Below are 18366 nucleotides of genomic sequence, written 5' to 3' on the forward strand. Positions count from 1 at the left end.
ATACTCCCAAAATTAATTATAAATTTAAAATCAATGAGTAATTTTCCATTTTATGCTTGAATGATTCTTCCCCACCTTCAAGATGAAGAAGTATATATCTCATAATACGCTTATCACTTAAATAACCTTTTTGTTTTACCCAACCATGATTGCCGTCTGATTCTAATACAACTACTTGCTCAGCATCTGCGTTGGTAACTATAGTAGAATTATGTGTGACAATAATGACTTGTCTTGTGTTTTTAACCGTTCGAAGGCTGGCGACTAAATTTTTATATATATACTGATTATCAAGATTATCTTCGGGTTGATCTATTACGAGAGGTGTATTATCCCCGATATGCTTTCCATATTCGATTATAAAAGTCAAAATAGCAACTACTTTTTGTCCTAGCGAGAGATTTTCAATATTTTTAAACAACGGCTTTTCGGGCCGAATTAACTCCTTAGAGTTTACATTAAACATAAGAGTAAAATCATCTATAATCTCAAAATACTTCTGTAAACAAGCCATTACATTTGACTTATTCCTAAGAAGAGTAGATTGGATTTCATTGTATATATTCTTTAATGTTCTGGCACTAACTTCTTCATATTCTTCTTCAACATCTTTAATTGTTTTATTTCGATTTGATATGAAAGTGCTGATAGCAATAACTCTCTCCAACTCCGAGTATTTTTTTTTCGTTAAATAGCGAAGAAAACAAAGTAATCCAATTTTTTCAACAATTTTATAGGTATATCTTTCTACATCTTCCCACGTTAAGCGAGTATTGGCCACTGAACCTCTCTTATTTACATTGAACCAAAGCTCGTCTAAGTAATAATCGACTTCTTTTTCTTTAGGGGAAAACTGAATTTGAATTAAGTCACGATGAGAGTTATTAAAGCTATCAATTGTCTCATTTACAAGTTTTTGTTGATCTGAAAACAGTTGCATTATTTTAGGAATGTTCTCCCGTAAGAATCTATTTAAACTTCTTGGTTGTATATTTTTTAATTTGGAAAGAAAATCGTCATAAAAATTAGTTTTTAATCCGTAAAATATAATGTCTTTAACAAATTGACCAATTTCTCCTTTATCAATCTTTGTTAGAATTCGGTTAATTGAAAAACCCTTTCGGTAAACTTTATTAAGTACCTCTCTTTTTTTAGTATGGTTACGTATCTCGGTAGCGTTGAAATGTGTTCCGCTTTTTTCAATTTTAAATAATTGGAACCAATGGTCAGGCAGTTCTATATTTCCTTCTTTATTATAAACACTTTCCTTAAATGCCTTTTCGAGAAAGAAATCCCTATGATCCATAGACACCTTTGTATTAGATTGTGGTATAAATCGGACAATGTAATCATCTTCATTTAAAGAAAATAAGATGTATATTATTTCATGATTAGAGATAAACTTCAAATGGTTTAATGTTTGAGCTTCTTGTGTAAGCACTGTATCTATAATATTCAATATTGTACTTTTTCCGGTTCCTCGACCGCCAATTATACAATTTAAATCTCTTGAAAAATCTATATGAAATTTACCGACTTCATGCGATTTGGCAGTAGGCGAACTACTAAGAAATCCGTTTTCCCCCGATTTTATATAAATACCTTTAATGTATTTATCTGTTGGAATAGGTTTTTTAACGTAAACACATAGTTTATAATTTGAAATTGCTTTTTTTAGGGTGGCAAAGGATACTTCGTTAAACTTCACCCAAGTATTATTAATTCCTATCTCTGATATTTCATGGGCATCGCCTTCAAACAGATAACAAAAATCATTGAGTTTTCGCTTCGAATGAGCTAAAAATTTTGGTTCCCATCCTCGTTGCTCTAAATTTTTGAGTCCTAAAACTTTTAATTCTTTGCAGTTAAACAAAGTTTCTTTGTACACGCCAGTTCCAATAAATTTGGAAGTATTAATGTGAGCTATATAAGCGATTCCACCCATTTCATGAATTTCTTTGATTATGGTATAGCTTGTTTCTATAGTACCTTTTTTTTCAATATATTTATCAAGAAACTTTTGAACTTCATTGAATTTGGCTTCATTAAAGATTCCAACAACATGATTTTCATCAGAACATGAAATCTCAACACCTAAAAAAACATAAATCGCTTTCTTATCTTTATTTATAGATTTTATACGACTTTTATAATATTCATCTACAGCCGCTTTCAGCTTTCTATACCCGCTGATTGTATTATGGTCAGTTACGACAACCACTTCTATGTCTTCCGAGTATAATTTATGAGCAATTAACATAAACGATAAATATTCTTTAAAATTTTCATAAGGTAATTGTTTTTCAGTAAGTTGCTCAACATATTTTACTCCATCGTAATCCCCTCTCGATAACCCTTCTAGTAGAATTTTCTTTTGCTCTTGATTAAGGTAATTCTGTTCAACAGCAAAATCAATTATCTCATGTACACTTAAATCTTGATATTTCCTACCTTTTATCAGACGGTAATCAAATGATGCCGGCGTATGCAAATGAAATTCACATTTTTTTAAGCTACCGTATTTTTTTCTAGAAGCTTCTATATCCTTGTAAATTTGTATAATATCGCTGGTTACGGTTTGCATCGCCAAAGTCCTCTTCCTCCTATGGAAGTATTTTTATCACTTAATAATTCAATCCGAAACTTCATTTGCTACCATGTATTTAGTAAAGAGAATGTTCCCTTTGTTTTGTTTGCTTTTTCTTAGTGTATCAAGGGATTGGCTCGAAGGTAAAGTGATACGGATTTAGGTTCCTATGAAACTAAGTTTTACATTAACGAATATCCAAAGTAATTCTTAATTGAGATTCTATCTTCTTCTTAATATTATGTATTACAGTTTGCTGCTTCACGGATGGTACAATACCTTTACAAATTAAGTCATACATATTTGATGAGAATTTCTTCTCAAATGAATTAACATCAACAGCACCGGCTTTAATAAGATTATTTATATACTCTAGGAACTGTAACAAAGAGCGACGAGTTTCTTTTGCTTTTTTTATCTTTGCTTTTCTAGAGTTTGTTGTTGCTTTTACATGCTGTATATATTCTTGAATAACATTTGTGTTGTAATGAATCAGGTTGTTACTTTCTCGGATTTGTGATAACTCGAAAGCAATTAGATCATTAGTTTGCCTTTCCTGAATTAGAGGAAGCTCATCACAAATTATTCTATGGTAATTGTTATTGTTTATCCCTAAACGCATTGTGATATTTAAACCGTTTAATTTAGCGAAGAAATCCCATATCGTAAATGAATAGTGAAAACGGTCGTCTTTTGTATAAGTAAGATTGAAATACCCATTTTCCTTAATCTTCCAAAAAGCCTCTTTTACATTTGGAATCCATATTTTATCCTTAATGTCTTTCTTTTTATGAATATATGTATCGTAAATCCATAACTGCCATAAATATGGCGGTGTTTGAATAAGATGGGTGCTCGTAGTCCATATCTTTAAGCAAGCTGGAAAATTATTTATTGTAAACCGATGTTTTTCAATTCCTGAAGCTCACGTTCCTTTTCGCTTCGTTCCTGCTTTTCCCGCTTTCTCTTTTCTTCAAGTTCTAGCCTTTTCCTTTCAATCTGTTTCCTTTTTTGTTCTTCTTCAAAAGATAAAAGTTAAGCGAAATGCAAGATTTTTTTTCAGCACCCCAAGTCTTTTTATAAGTTCATATAAGAATGCTTTAAAAGAAGAGGATAGATACAGGCAGAATAATTTTGCTTGTTCTATCCTTTTCTGTACTACAAATAATCTCATTTACTACTACAACATTTCCCGTATTTGGCTTCGTTATAAGGCTTTGTTAAGTTATATTGTTACATCAAAAGAAAATGAAGATTGAAACAATAATCATAAATACGTATACCCCTATTACTATACTTACAATACTTATTGAAATTGTCTTCCATCGTCCCTTTTCACTTATTAAGGCTGTTATTAACGAAAGTCCTACACCGATTATTAAAATGCCAGTACCAATATCTCCTCTAATTTTACCATATCCGAAGGCTAATACAATATGAGTCAAGATTAATAAAGCAATGGATACTTTCCCTAAATGTTTTCTCAATTAAAAATCCCCCTATGAATTTGGTTTAAATTATTATTAACAATTTCCCCTCTTTACCTTATATTACAATTTTATGTATTTTTAGGATTTTATTCAAAGTTAACCAAATATAATGTGTGACATTATATATAAGACATTGATATTAAAGTGCTAATAATTGTTTACCTGTACTTGATATTAAACAGTAGAAAAGGGCTTTTACTTTCCAAAAGAATTCCAATCGACTTTTTTACAGTTAATCCCCATTTAATTTATAACGCCGCTTCCAATTTCCGAACTGTCTCTTTTCAACGTTGTGTTGAGTTAAAATAAGCCGTATATATCTTGGAGATACATTGGCGAACTTGGCAATCTCAGTGGTGCTTGTCCCCTCTCTAAAGGTTTATAATTTCATCAACTTCTATCTCGTCATATTATGTTACCTTCCTCTATGCTTGTTTGATTCATATTTTTGAGTGGTATTCTCTGAGGCACTTCATCTTAGTAAATGTCCGGATTCAAGGGGTTAATGAGGGGCATCCATTATTTCATTTTTAAAAATACCCTTAAGAATTTCGAGAAAAAGTATTTAAAAAATATAGCTGTCAATGTATTTAGCTTATTGTGGTTACATTGACAGCCAAGAAATTTTTATATATTGTATTGGTTTTTAAATCCGAAAATCTCGTCAACAGCTTGGTGATACCCACCCGCTTTTTGAAAAGATTCTCTAATATTTGCAACAACTTGATGGAAAGACGGTTGGTTTAACACGTGATCGACGGCTTGACGCAGTTGATTTGCAGTCAAACTTTGCATTTCTAATTTAATACCGGCCCCGATATTGGCAACCTGCTTGGCAATGATCGGCTGATCCGCGCTTTGTGGAATTACAATGAGCGGAACCCCGTAGTAGAGACCTTCATTGGTACTGTTCATTCCCCCATGTGTAATAAATAATTTACTGCATTTCAACACCTCAATTTGTGGAACATAATTTTTTACAATGAAGTTTTTAGGAATTTCCCCTAAATCAGATATGTGAGTTTTTGTCCCAATAGACATGACAACGGTATGGTCAGTGTTCCCCAATGCTTTAAAACAAAGTTTATAGAAATCAATTGCTTGGTTGAAGACAGTACCTAGTGAAATATAAATTGGACTTTTCTCTTTGATTTCAGTAAGGTCAAAGTTTTCTTGTGATAATCGTGAAGAGATGGATGGACCTACAAATTTGTAAGTTTGGTCGAATGCTTCTCCAAAAGGTTGAAACTCCCTAGTTGTATAAACGATGGTAAGTGGTGCAGGGTTGCAGAAAACTTCATAAGGAGAATGGATCTCCACATTATATTTTTCCTTCACCATTGCCGTTAGATTTTGAAATTCATCGTATATAGGTTTCGCTATTTCTGCAGGAATTTCTTTAGAAAGGTGCTCCAGCGTTTTATCGAATGATGCTTTTGTCTGCGCAAAAGAAGTACAAGAATTGATTGCGGGAAGCTTAAGAATTTGGGCAAGTAAACGTCCACAGCCAAACATGGAATCATGGATGATGTAATCAAAATCCTCTCCTTTGATCTGTTCAAGAACGCTAGGTATAACGATATCTGCTGTACGTAAAAGACCGTTGACTCTTTGAAGTAAATAATTCCTTCCACCTGAAAGAAAGGCTGTTAGAAACTTTTGACCATCAATAGTTCGTACATTAGCTCCCGTCTTTTCAATGCGTTCGCGAAAAGCTTCTATCGTAAAGTACACGACCTCTTCTCCGCGCGAAATAAGCTCCTGCACTACTCCAATAGTTGGATTGATATGTCCTTCTGATCCGGCATTAATAAATAAAACACGCGCCATTTCTGCCACTCCTTAAGTAATTTGTGTGAGAATAAGAGCCGCTGTTCCATAGGTTATGCAGCCAAGCCTATCATCTCACTATTTTATGTATAGTCTTATCCATGAACAGCCGCATTCCATTTACACCAAAATTCATAGAGCCGCTTACAATTATATAATAGTACATATGTTCTTGTCACTCGACCGTTTTGGCTAATGCCAACCGATATTCATCCTCATCAGGATCATGCCCTTCCTACTTTTGAGGTGAGAGGCTTCTGTCGGGAAATAATAAAAATAAACCAATTTTCAAATTCTAATAGACTTATTATGTAATAGAGAATACGCCTAAAATTATAAAATATCGTTAAAAGGCTTCAAAGTTACTGTTTTGAAAACGGGGAGTTATGGAAGCGAACGCACCCTGCTATCTATTAGTTGATGCAGCGGCAAAAACTTCGCTTCTTCCTTTTTGGCCATTCTGTAATACTAGACTGAATCTTGTCCCGTGAAACAAATGGGAAGGCCCAAAATATATAATCATGATTGCCTTACTTTTCAAATTATTTTATCATATTAACCATCTAAATGAATCGTAAGGATTTCTTTGGCCATGAAAGGAGAAAAAAATGAACTCATTTGTGCAACAGCCAACGGGCATCTTTCCGTCTGTTTGTTCTCTCGATTGCCCTGATCAATGTGGGCTACTCGTACATAAGCAGGATGGAAAAATCGTGAAAATACAAGGCGATCCGAATCACCCTGTGACAAAAGGCAATATATGCAATAAAGTGCGGAATATGACCGAGCGAATTTACGACCCGAAGCGCTTGAAATACCCAATGAAACGTACAGGTGCTAAAGGTGAAGGGAAATTTGTGCAAATCAGCTGGGATGAAGCTATTGAGACCATCGCGGACAAATGGAAAGACCTGATTGAAACAGAAGGACCTGAAAGCATTCTTCCGTATAGTTTTTACGGCAACATGGGGAGACTTAGCTCCGAAGGGATGGATCGGCGGTTTTTCCATCGGCTGGGCGCTTCCTTGCTCGATCGGACCATTTGTTCGTCAGCTGGGGCCCAAGGGCTTCAGTATACAATGGGAGGCGGTTTTGGAACCGATCCGGAAGATACGATTCATGCCAAACTCATCATCTTCTGGGGAATCAATGCGGTAAGCACCAACATGCATCAAATTGTTTTGGCCCAAAAAGCTCGAAAAAACGGGGCGAAGATTGTTGTGATTGATGTTCATAAAAATCAAACCGGCCAGTTCGCCGATTGGTTCATTCCGATCTTGCCGGGCACCGATGCCGCTCTTGCTTTAGGCATGATGCATATTTTATTTGCAGAAAACATGGTAGACTATGATTTTTTGAGAAAATATACGGTTGGATATGAGGAGCTGCGCGAGCATGTGGTTCAGTACGATCCCATTACGGTTTCCAAAATAACAGGTGTTCCCGTTGAAGATATTTATAAGCTTGCCAGATGGTATGGGCAAACCACCCCTTCCTTCATTCGAATCGGCAACGGTCTGCAGCATCACGACAACGGGGGAATGTGTATTCGAACGATTGCTTGCCTCCCTGCTTTGACCGGACAATGGCTGGTCAAAGGCGGCGGCGCCATCAAATCCAATAGCGGCTATTTGGCGCTTAATCAAAGGAGCTTGCAGCGTCCGGATTTATTGCAAAAGAAACATACGCGAATCATCAACATGAATCTGCTCGGCCAGGCATTATTAGAATTAGACCCGCCGATTAAATCGTTATTCGTGTACGGCACAAATCCGGCGGTGGTTGCCCCAAACAGCAATAAAGTAAGAGAAGGATTGGCGAGGGACGATCTCTTTGTTGTCGTACATGATTTATTTTTAACAGAAACCGCAAAATACGCCGATATTGTGCTTCCGGCCACTTCTTCATTCGAAAATACGGATCTTTATACATCATACTGGCACCACTATGTTCAAATTCAGCAGCCTGTGATTGAACGATATGGAGAGTCGAAATCCAACGTCGAAGTATTTCAATTGCTTGCGAAAAAAATGGGCTTTGAGGATCCGTGCTTATATGAGACAGAAGCAGAAATGATTTCGCAAGCCTTGGATAATCCAAATAATCCGTTCCTAGAAGGAATCGATTATCACACATTGGTGGAAAAGCAGTATGTAAAAGCACATGTCAAACCGTTGCTGCCGGGAACATGGCCAACTCCGAGCGGAAAAATTGAACTTTATTCAAGAAAAATGGAACAAGACGGCTATCCTCCGTTGCCAACGTATACGCCTATTGTTGACGATGGAGACTTTCCGTTTTTATTTGTGCCCGGTCCCAACCATAACTTTTTAAATACCACCTTCTCCAATAATGAAAAGCACATTTCGTTCGAAAAAGAACCGCGCCTGTATATGAATATGAAAGATGCTTTAGCAAAAGGAATTCAGGATGGAGATCGAGTCCGAGTATGGAACGATCGTGGAGAATGCATTTTGAAGGCTGCTGTTGGAGAACATGTCCTTCCTGGTGTCGTTGTCACGCAAGGGTTATGGGCCGACTCCCCAGGCATGAAACATCTGGTCAACTCCCTTACCCCCGATCGGATAGCTGATATGGGCGGTGGAGCTACCTTTTTTTCCGGCCGAGTAGATGTGGAGAAATGTTAGGGTGAATTGCTGGAGGGGCTTGCTAGAATGAATATGTGGATCGGACGCCCCTCTTTTTTCACCAAGAACAAACTGATAACCGATAATTATGTCAACCTTCCCATAAGTCCTCAAATTGAACTTATATTACGCTCACTAGAACTTGGAAAGTATATAAGCAGCTATTGAATACTTGGCCCCCTTCCTTTATTAGAATGTATAGTTTTTCTGAGATTTCTTTATCTCCTTTTATTACGGAAATTTTTAAAAATAAAAAACTGACAACTGTTGATCCATAAGCTGTCAGTTTTTAATCAAATTAAAACAGAGAATGCAATTTATTATTCCCCCGTCTCCGCAAAACGCTTAATTCGTTCACCAATTTCATCGCGAACACGTTGAAACACAGCCCATTTTTCTTCTTCTGTTCCCTCTGCTTTCGCAGGATCGTCAAATCCCCAGTGGACGCGTTTCACATGCGGCGGTGTGATCGGACAATGATCAGCTGCGTGACCACATAATGTGACGACTAAATCGGCTTGATTTAAAATTTCACGGTCAATGACATCGGATGTTTGATTAGAAATGTCGATCCCTACTTCTTTCATAGCTTTTACCGCGTTTGGATTGAGTCCATGTGCTTCGATACCTGCGCTATAAACGTTCCATTCATCGCCGAGGTATTTTTTAGCCCACCCTTCCGCCATTTGGCTGCGGCAAGAGTTTCCTGTGCATAAGAAATAAATCGTCTTTTTGTTTTCCATGTTTCATTCCACCCCTAATATATTGTATAGTGTAAATGAATTAGCACAAGGATTATTTTGGAAATATGACTGTTTTAATAAGGAGTTGTAACCAATGTGATACTCCCCTTTGTTAACTAACTTAAAACTAAATAAAGGGGGCTGCTTCATTGAGAAATAAATCCTTTTACTTATTAGCGACTGGACAGACTTTGGCCAACTTAGGCGATGTCTTTTATATTTTAGTTCTGATCTCTATTATTTACAAAGCAACACAATCCATTTTTTATGTTTCGCTCGTTCCTCTTATCAATATGGTATCTGGAACAATTAGCAGTATCGTAGCACCTTTAATTATTGATAAATATAACTTAAAAAGAATAGTTGTTTGGACGCAGCTATGCAAAACGATCCTCCTTTTAATGATTACACTCTATACTTCATACTTCATGTCAGACCAACCCGTTTATATGATCTATCTCCTTGTTTTTTGTATCTCTTTCTTAGATGGATGGGCCACCCCTGCTAGCAGTGCATTGCTGCCCATATTAGTGCCGGATGATAAACTGACGAAGGCGAACAGCCTTCTATCAACTTTAAACCAATTTGTTCAATTAGGTGGTTGGGCTGTAGGTGGCATTTTAGCTGCGTTTCTCCATTCTAGCGGTTTGTTTTGGTTGACTTTTTGGCTATATGCTCTATCGACGATACTAATGGCGTTTATTAGTGATGTGGTGAAGACGGAGATTTCAACCGACTCATCAAACAGCAATAAAATTTTGACAATGCTTGAAGGCTGGAACATTATTATTAAAAATAAGGCGTTACTAATTATTCATTTATTGATATTTTGCGAATCGGTCGCCAATACGGTTTGGATTTCGGCCATACTGTACCCGTTTGTCCAACAACGGCTTAGCGTCGGTATAAATTGGTGGGGGTATATTAACACAGCGTTATTATCAGGTTTCCTTATAGGGGGCATATATAGCCTTCGATATTCAAATTTCCTATACAACAAATTAAGAGCCTCGATTATATTGGGGAGTTTTATAGTTTGCATAATGACACTTTTATTCGGACTCAACACCATCCCATGGGTTTCTCTGTTGGTAATTGGTCTTTATGGTGCCTTTCAAGAAATCAAAAACATTTCTGTGCATACACTCATACAAAGCGTTGTAAACGATCGGCTGTTGGCAAAAGTTTACGCAGCAGAAGGTGCCATTATTATGCTTACGTTTGGTATTTCAACGATTTTAATGGGGATAATAGCCGATAAATACAATATTACACTAGTCTTTTTAGTATCGTCTCTATTCTTATGTTTTTCTTTCATCATTGTTTTTGTTTTTAAAAATATGCTTGTGATTAAATCCGGCACAAACACAGGTATAAACAATAAGGATGAAAAAATTCATTGTTAGTTATAGAACAAAAATGTTTAAGATTGTTTTACCGATTCTAGGGCGCTATGTTGCATAAGAGTATTTGTTACAAAACAGCTAATCCATACAAGAAATTACTGCCCTAACTGAGTGGTGATTTCTTGTATGGTAGTTTTGTTAGAATACCAATTTGTATTTACTTCTTTATAATTGGAATCCGCTAGATAGTGAAACGTTAGGAGGTGCAAAATCATAATGCTCTCCAATACATCCTGTGAAAAAAAGAGACGAAAATCAATCCAAAGCTGTTCCCCTATAAGTACGAGGTGACGGTTTGTGATGTCCATGAGTTTTTACGGATGAGGGGTCATGCCGATCCTAAACCAAATCATACCCATACAAGAAAGGATGAGAATAAGATGAAGGATGCCACCTAAATAGGAGTAGAATCGGTCTTCTTTTATGAGGCCAAACAAGCCTACGAGCATTCCGGCCAATGAAATCCAAATGTAACTGATATGAAAAACAGGGATTTCCGATATTATTTGGACGTTTAATAAAATAAGCAAAAATATAGCTACCAATGTATTTAGCATATTGATGGTTACTATTCTCATTTTCGAGTTCCCTCCTCTCTTCTACGGCAAATGAATCAGGCCTAGCCGAATCACGTTAACTTCTTTCCTCTTTTCTAGGGATAATACATCTTTAGCTGTTCCTGTTATAGCGATTCCATAAATCTTCAATTCTCTATGCTTTTTCACCCATTTTAGCCGCTCAGCCATTTTTAAGTCTTTGTATTCTGTGAGTTGCGTCGCCCATTTTTCGTTGTTTCTCAATAACTCAAGCCCCTTGATTACTTCTCCGTAATCGGTAAACGAACGATTGAATATAGAATCTACATGCACTTTTTTGTATGGAAAGCCAATGGCCGGTGTTCGAATAAAATCTAAATCATCCTTCATCTGTTCCTCTACACCTGTGTCCAACGCAAGCCATGTCATATTGTATCCTTTGAATTTTTCATTGATTTCTTTTAAGGAATAGGATCGATCCAGAGAAATATAGATTTCAACCGGCCAATCGCTCGGGAGCGATTCAATTTTTGTACGTTCGTCGGGTAAAAAGTATTTGGCTTTTGGATGAATAAAGTTGATCCCAATTTGATTAATGGAATATCCAATCACTCGATAATTCGATTCTTTAGCAAAAACATCATTTAAGAATAGTTTGTAAGTATCTTTGCCTAAATAACTTCTTTGATCACCAAACATCTTATACTTGTCGGTTGTTACACTCATAGTAAACGGCTTAATATCGTTGGCAACGGTATCGTAATCCACGTACACGTTTGGGACCATCATTTTATTCACAGTCCTAATAGTTCGGATAAAATCGTTTCCCCTGCTTTGTTCCCGTCCCCAACCGTAATAAATAAAAGTAAACATTGTTAATAACGGAACAATTGAGAGTATAAACGATACAACAAGCAGCGTATTTCGAAAAAAGAATGTTTGTTGAGCCTTTTTCACCACTTTTCCGAAATCGGCTTCCTTCACCCCTTTATCATGAAGGGTTTCGTTAAGGAATTCATTGTATACGTCAAAATTCTCTAGGAGTTCCTCTATTTTCTGTTCTTCCTCGTCGCTTAGTGTGCCGTTTTGATATTTCTGCAATAATTGTTTTAATTCGTCCTTTCTCATTCCTTCACCTCATCGCGTAATCGTTTTTCTAACTCCCGTCTGCCCCGAAATACAAGGCTTTTTAAATAAGCGAGTTTTACGTTCAATAACTCCGCCGCTTCTTTATAGCTAAATCCTTTTACAGCGACGAGTAGAATTGCTTTTTGCTGCAGTTCTTTCATGGTGGCCAAATGTTTATAAATCAACTCCAGTTCATATTTTTGCAAAAACGCACGTTCCGTTTCTAATGATGGCTCTAGCTTTAACGACGCAAAAAAATCATCTATCTGCACAAGTGGTACCTTCTTTGTTTTTCTGCAATGGTCGATGAAGGTGTTATAAGCGATCCGGTACATCCATGATTTAATTTGTGTTACCTCTTTAATGCCGCTTATGTGTAAATAAACTTTATAAAACGTCTCCTGCAACAGATCTTCTGCCAAATGATAATCGCCTGTTAGCCGATATAGATAGCCGAAAAGGGATTTAGAATATCGATGCATAAGTTGATCGAACTCTAATTGGTTGGCAATGGTTTCCACCCTCCTTCCGCTATAAAAGACGCATCAAAAGCAAAAATGTTTCTGTTTTTCCAAAATTTTTATGAAACATATTTATTAGCTACAGAAGGTCATTGAATAGCATTTTGAAGGAACATTGATACATACTTTAGTCGCTTCTATATAAAGCGGTTGTCGCTGGACTTTTGATATCCTTCTTGGAAGCTAGATGGGGTTATTTTGTTTTTTGTTTTTTGACATTGTTATAAATTAATGTATCGCCAATATTAATTTCTTGACATCTCGAGTATGTGCCATTTAACACATTCACCGAGAAGTCTCCCACCTCTAAATGGAATGTAGGTGGGAGATGAATCGGGCGTTTTGGCTTTTCTGAACAGAACGTATGTGCTATAATCGTCTTAGCCAAAATGCAGAGAAAGGGAGGAATGACAATGCTCCGCGGTCAAAAAGTCGCCTTTCGTGCATCAAAAAGGGATCTCGAACGGCTATGGGCCTGCAACCGAGAGTCAGCCCGCGTCTGGAATGAGTGCCTCCGGCTCGCGAAAGAATACTTCCTTACAATACGGCCGCAGCGCAGCATCTCAAAAAGCGAACTGCAAAAGCACACGAAAGGCCGCTTCCATCTTCACAGCCAGTCGATCCAAGCCGTTTGCCACAAATACCTCTTCGCACGACAATCAGCACAAGCCGCCATTCAAAAAGGACTTCACCATGCTCGCTACCCGTACAAACAAAAGAAACTCTTCAACACGAAATGGGCGAAAGATGGGTTCAAAGTGCACGAAAATGGAACCATTGCGTTATCCATGGGCATCCATGGTGGAAAAAGAGAAGAACCGATCCTCGTCCATGTCTCCCACTTGCCGAAAGGAACGATCAAGGAAATCGAATGTTGTTATAACCACGGTTGGTATTTGGCCATCACCTACGACGACGGTCAAGAAGCAAAAGCGTATCAACCGGGTCGTTCAGGCGGTGTCGATCTCGGTGAAATCCATACGATCGGCGCCTTTTGTGAAAACGACCAAGCCCTCCTGATTACAGGGAGAAAGGTGCGCTCGCTTCATCGGCTCCGAAACAAGAAGCTCGCTGACATTCAACGGCGACAATCCAAATGCCAAAAAGGCTCCCGAAGGTGGAAGAAATACGAACGAGCCAAACGATACCTCTTATCCAAATCGGAACGCCAGCTGCGGGATGCGCTTCATAAAACGACGAAACCATTCGTCGACTGGTGCCTTGCGCAATCCGTGTCGGATGTATACCTCGGAAACGTCGAAGGAGTGCAGCGACACACGAGAAAGAAAAAGAAAGTCCACCGGAAACAAGCACAAAAACTCTCCAACTGGTCTTTTGGGAAAGTCAAGCAATATCTCGCTTACAAACTAGCCCAGCAAGGTATTCGTTTGAAAGAAGTCGACGAATCGTACACGAGTCAGACATGTCCTGTCTGCCAAAAAAGACAAAAAGGTTCCCAACGAATCTTTGCTTGTTCTTGCGGGTATCAAGAACATCGGGACATTCATGGTGCCCGCAATATTTTGAGCAAGGCGCTCCATCAAGAGATCGCTCCTTGGGACATGCCAACGACGCTCACGTATCTACGGATTGCCTAAGCAAGAAGTAGTAGATGGGTGGGACCGCCCCATCGGTGACAGACCGATGTTGCTTACTGAATCGGTCAAGAAGACTTCCGATACTCCTATCGAGCCGAAGAAGACCGCCTTCTTCTGCGTTGAAGCTTCTTTGATCGAGTAGTAAGAAACTCCCACCTCTAAATGAAATGTAGGTGGGAGAGGTTCATGGAATTGACCTTAAAAATGCTTCTTTTGCACGGGGGTCATAGAGAGGAGAAGTTTCCCTCTCTACTATATCGTCCCATGCAATGTTGTTTTAGGATGGCTAATGCAGTTATAAAAAATAAAGATGTACTAGCAGAACTGACAATTCAATAATGCGGAAAGTCTCAATTAAGCTTGGCGATGAATGAAAGTATACTAAACACTGCATTAGAGGGCTAGAATTATTCTTTCATTTGTTTTTCCAACAGTTCAATAATTCTATCAAGCTTTTTTTCGATTCGCGCCGTGCTATTGTGTGAGTAGCCTTTTGCGACCAATGATTTAACTAAGAAAAATACAGCGCTGGCAAACGCAATAAGAAGTGCGAGCATGAAAAGCTGGAATATAACTGCTCCCCAGTCCATATATAGAGCTCCTTTCTAATAAATGATAGAACGAGTAACGATGGAGTTATAAGCCTTAACGACGACTAGTTTTTTGCTTCGGATTTTGAAAATGGATTGTTGATATGAAGAAATCCATTGAGCTTCTCAAAATGTATAGTATAATTGACCAGCAATATATACGGCTACTCCCCATATAAGAATGGCCGATAGTTTATTGATGAGCCGTAAGAGTCTCCCTTCCGTGTCTAAATGACCTACAATTCTCCCGGCAACTGAAAGACCTAGAAACCAGATCCACGAAACTATAATACAAGCAGCGGTGAACATAATTTTTTCCGAGCCTGTATAATTAAGTGAACTCGTTCCAATGACTCCAATAGTATCAAGGATGGCGTGAGGATTTAGCAGCGAAACCGATGCTGAGAACGCAATTTGTTTGAGCGGAGTAAAAGCTTCATTACTCCTATTTTCGTTGTTGGTTGCAGGATCGCTATTCCAAATACTCCACCCCATATACAGCAAAAATACGACCCCGATGCCCATCAGTATGATTTTAATCCAAAACGAGCCTAAAATCACCACAGATATCCCGAAAACAGCAAGAATAATTAACAATGTATCACAAAGCGAAGCCGTAAGAACGACCGGAAGCGTGTTAATAAATCGCTTTTGAACCGATCCTTGGTTGAAGACAAAAATATTTTGAGCGCCAAGAGGAATTATGAGTCCAAACGCAAGAATCAGTCCGTGAATAAAAGCTTTTACCATCCTTCTCTCTCCTATCACTTAATTTACGAATATCATTATACTTAGATCTCGATCATTGTCTCCAACCAATTGGGTGGATTTATAATCAAAACTTGTCATGGAGTATGTTAGTGTTAATAAACTGACTAAAATTAAGGGAACCCAAATCTACAAGGGGGTTCCCTATTCTTAATGAAATATATGTTCGCTTTAGTTGAGGGAGTAGCCAAATCCTAATCTAATTCACCCATAAACCAAATTTCTTGTTCAAATATATCCCCATCTCCATCATTGATTTGTTCTTTAAATCCTAAAACACTCATATTATCGGGGATATTGATCCCCCATTCCCTTTCAAAATTTCTTTCTTTAGATAGAGGGCTCCATTTTTGAAACTCGTCATTTCTATCAAAAAAGCCCTCGAAGTGTGAATCGCCATAAAACACGATCATTTGTGAGCCCGATAAATCAGGTAGAGTGATTGCAACGACTACACGAGCTTTTTCCGAAGTATCAGGTCTTATCTTAATTAAGTGTTCAGCCCTAGCTAATAAAGTTTGAATACATAATTGCTTAATTCCATATGGAGTTTTACTCGAAGATATAAAATTCTGTGCAACTGGTACATGAAAGTGCCAATACCCATTATAGAAGTCCATAGGAAACATTGCTGTTTCTTGCTCGATTCGCTGAATCATATTTCTTATTTTTCGTTTTAAACCTCGTAATTTCTTATCACGCATACTTCTCTCCTGTTTTATTTTTGATTCTTTTTACGATTAAGCTAACGATTTTTCTTTAGTTTAACAAAAAATCAGCAACATTCCTTCATAAAGTCTTATGAAAAAGGCACTAGGAACTACCCTAATGCCTTCTGCTGCCCATACCATGTGATTCATTACATGCCCAACTTCCTTTTTTTCTCTAAAAGCCTCTGAAATTCGTTTTCAAGTTCTTCATTTGGTTCGATGCTTAATCGGCTCAGCACCTCTGAAATTTTTGTTTCGAGTAAAAGTCGCTCGTCTTCCTTAGTATTGCGGCTATGACTATGTTTTTGATTCTTATATTGTTCATACTGTTTGTAAGTTCCGTCAAACAGTTTTATTTCTTTATCCTGAATCACGAGCATTCGTGTGGCGACATTTTCAATAAAGCGACGGTCGTGGGACACAAAAATCACAGTTCCTTCATATTCTTGCAACAGCGACTCCAATGCGCTCGTTGCTTCAATATCGAGGAAGTTCGTCGGTTCATCTAATATGAGTGTATTAATATCACTAACAAATAATTTTGCCAGCGCGACTTTTACCCGCTCGCCTCCGCTTAAAATCTCTACTGGCTTATAAACATCATCCCGGAAGAAATGCAGTCTTGCCAGTACAGTGCGAATGAGCGTTTCATCTTGCTTGGATGTGGATTGGACATTTTCTAAAATTGACTTTTCAACATCTAAAATATTTAAGTTTTGACTAAAATACCCCATTCTCACCGCTGGGGAAATCATAATTCCTTCTTCCCGATCAACGATCTTTTTCGCAAGAGTGGTTTTGCCGCTTCCATTTGGCCCGATAATCGCTAGCTTATCGCCGCCGCGCACATGAAAGCTTGCTTTATTCCATAGGACGCGCTTGTCGATGATGCCCGCGACCTCTTGTACACGAATAATGATGCGGCCTTTAAAGGTATGTTCATTAGGCAAATTCATTTTAATGGGGGCCGTTTCTTTAATTTTTTCAACTTTTTCTAACTTTTCTAATCTTGTCTCGATCGCTTTTGCCGCTTTTTGCAGTTTCTTTTGTTTTTTCGCAAAGTATGGTTTGGCTCCCGTGATTTTTGCTTCTGACGGGCTCACCTTTTTTGGAGCCTTTGTGGCCCTTTCTGCTTTTTGTTTTTTTAATTCCAATGCTCTCTCTAACGCCTGTTTCTCTTTTTCATACTTTTCATAAGCTAATTGCTGCTTTCGGCGTTCCAACTCTTTTTGTTCGGCATAGTCGCTGTAATTGCCTTTGTATTCCTTGATCTTCCCCTCATGAATCTCCCAGATCGTTGTGCAAAGCGCATCGAGAAACGCCCGATCGTGGGATACGATGATAAAAGCGCCCTTCCATTGGCTCAGCTTCTTTTCCAGCCATTCAATGTGGTCTCTATCGAGATGGGTAGTTGGTTCATCTGCCAGTAAAATTTCCGGGGCTTTCACAATAGCATCATTAATATATTCTTGTGTCACTTCTCCGCCGCTTTTGGTCGTATCAGTCCTTTTTAACTGCGGCAACAATTCACATTGAGCATGACAAATGACACTTCCCTTTTCAGGAGAGATCTTTCTCGCTAATATGTTCAGCAATGTCGTTTTTCCGCTGCCGTTATGGCCCACTAAGCCGATGCGATCGTTTTTATGAATGACTAATCGATCAACATCAAACAACAAACGATCTTTAACATAGTGCTTTATATTTAATGCTTCTAAAAGAATCATATTATCATCCCCATTTTTCTGTTTTTAGGGGACAAAAAGGCCCCCTACCCGTTTCCAGAATAGGAGGCATAAGTATAGTAGGAC

General features: G+C 37.9%; 14 protein-coding genes. 3 read left to right on the plus strand and 11 right to left on the minus strand.

Annotated elements, in window-relative coordinates:
* Positions 1 to 16: 16 nt before the first annotated feature.
* The 4 genes from N667_RS0109545 to N667_RS0109560 form a co-directional block, all read right to left on the minus strand.
* Positions 17 to 2584: a Spaf_1101 family AAA-like ATPase gene (locus tag N667_RS0109545; RefSeq protein WP_027409362.1), complete on the minus strand. Its 2568-nt coding sequence runs from the start codon at positions 2582 to 2584 to the stop codon at positions 17 to 19.
* A gap of 190 nt (positions 2585 to 2774) precedes the next feature.
* The gene (locus N667_RS0109550; protein WP_027409363.1) at positions 2775 to 3209 is read right to left on the minus strand and encodes a hypothetical protein; all 435 of its coding nucleotides are present in this window, start codon (positions 3207 to 3209) and stop codon (positions 2775 to 2777) included.
* A 616-nt stretch (positions 3210 to 3825) separates the two neighbouring features.
* Positions 3826 to 4074, minus strand: a complete 249-nt coding sequence (locus tag N667_RS0109555) for a hypothetical protein (protein WP_027409364.1) — start codon at positions 4072 to 4074, stop codon at positions 3826 to 3828.
* Positions 4075 to 4704: 630 nt separating this feature from the next.
* The gene (locus N667_RS0109560; RefSeq protein WP_027409365.1) at positions 4705 to 5907 is read right to left on the minus strand and encodes a macrolide family glycosyltransferase; all 1203 of its coding nucleotides are present in this window, start codon (positions 5905 to 5907) and stop codon (positions 4705 to 4707) included.
* 608 nt (positions 5908 to 6515) lie between these two features.
* Between N667_RS0109560 and N667_RS0109565 the strand changes: the two genes are divergently transcribed.
* Positions 6516 to 8555, plus strand: a complete 2040-nt coding sequence (locus N667_RS0109565; protein ID WP_027409366.1) for a molybdopterin-dependent oxidoreductase — start codon at positions 6516 to 6518, stop codon at positions 8553 to 8555.
* A 320-nt stretch (positions 8556 to 8875) separates the two neighbouring features.
* On the opposite strand, the gene arsC is transcribed toward N667_RS0109565, so the two are convergent.
* A complete protein-coding gene (arsC, locus tag N667_RS0109570; protein ID WP_027409367.1) occupies positions 8876 to 9298 on the minus strand; it encodes an arsenate reductase (thioredoxin) in 423 nt (140 codons plus the stop codon).
* 149 nt (positions 9299 to 9447) lie between these two features.
* On the opposite strand from arsC, the gene N667_RS18530 reads away from it, so the two are divergent.
* Complete coding sequence (locus tag N667_RS18530; protein WP_051530019.1) at positions 9448 to 10704, plus strand: MFS transporter; 1257 nt, start codon at positions 9448 to 9450, stop codon at positions 10702 to 10704.
* Positions 10705 to 11303: 599 nt separating this feature from the next.
* Here N667_RS18530 and N667_RS0109585 read toward each other — a convergent pair.
* Together N667_RS0109585 and N667_RS0109590 are read right to left on the minus strand one after the other, a co-directional pair.
* Complete coding sequence (locus N667_RS0109585; protein WP_027409369.1) at positions 11304 to 12368, minus strand: anti-sigma factor; 1065 nt, start codon at positions 12366 to 12368, stop codon at positions 11304 to 11306.
* Positions 12365 to 12889 (minus strand): sigma-70 family RNA polymerase sigma factor, encoded by a 525-nt coding sequence (locus N667_RS0109590; RefSeq protein ID WP_232223949.1) that lies wholly within the window; start codon positions 12887 to 12889, stop codon positions 12365 to 12367. The genes N667_RS0109585 and N667_RS0109590 overlap by 4 nt, the downstream gene beginning before the upstream one ends.
* 413 nt (positions 12890 to 13302) lie before the next feature.
* Between N667_RS0109590 and N667_RS0109600 the strand changes: the two genes are divergently transcribed.
* Positions 13303 to 14487 (plus strand): RNA-guided endonuclease InsQ/TnpB family protein, encoded by a 1185-nt coding sequence (locus N667_RS0109600; protein WP_027409371.1) that lies wholly within the window; start codon positions 13303 to 13305, stop codon positions 14485 to 14487.
* A 407-nt stretch (positions 14488 to 14894) separates the two neighbouring features.
* Here N667_RS0109600 and N667_RS0109610 read toward each other — a convergent pair whose 3' ends face one another.
* The 4 genes from N667_RS0109610 to N667_RS0109625 form a co-directional block, all read right to left on the minus strand.
* The gene (locus N667_RS0109610; RefSeq protein WP_027409372.1) at positions 14895 to 15077 is read right to left on the minus strand and encodes a DUF4083 family protein; all 183 of its coding nucleotides are present in this window, start codon (positions 15075 to 15077) and stop codon (positions 14895 to 14897) included.
* A 126-nt stretch (positions 15078 to 15203) separates the two neighbouring features.
* Positions 15204 to 15827, minus strand: a complete 624-nt coding sequence (locus tag N667_RS0109615; protein WP_027409373.1) for a LysE/ArgO family amino acid transporter — start codon at positions 15825 to 15827, stop codon at positions 15204 to 15206.
* A 212-nt stretch (positions 15828 to 16039) separates the two neighbouring features.
* Positions 16040 to 16549, minus strand: coding sequence for a DUF3916 domain-containing protein (locus tag N667_RS0109620; protein ID WP_027409374.1), 510 nt, complete (start codon positions 16547 to 16549; stop codon positions 16040 to 16042).
* A 155-nt stretch (positions 16550 to 16704) separates the two neighbouring features.
* On the minus strand, positions 16705 to 18282 hold the full coding sequence (locus tag N667_RS0109625; protein WP_027409375.1) for a Vga family ABC-F type ribosomal protection protein: 1578 nt from the start codon (positions 18280 to 18282) through the stop codon (positions 16705 to 16707).
* Between the last annotated feature and the right edge of the window lie 84 nt (positions 18283 to 18366).

It is taken from the genome of Anoxybacillus tepidamans PS2, assembly GCF_000620165.1.
GTDB classification, from domain to species: Bacteria; Bacillota; Bacilli; order Bacillales; family Anoxybacillaceae; genus Anoxybacteroides; species Anoxybacteroides tepidamans_A.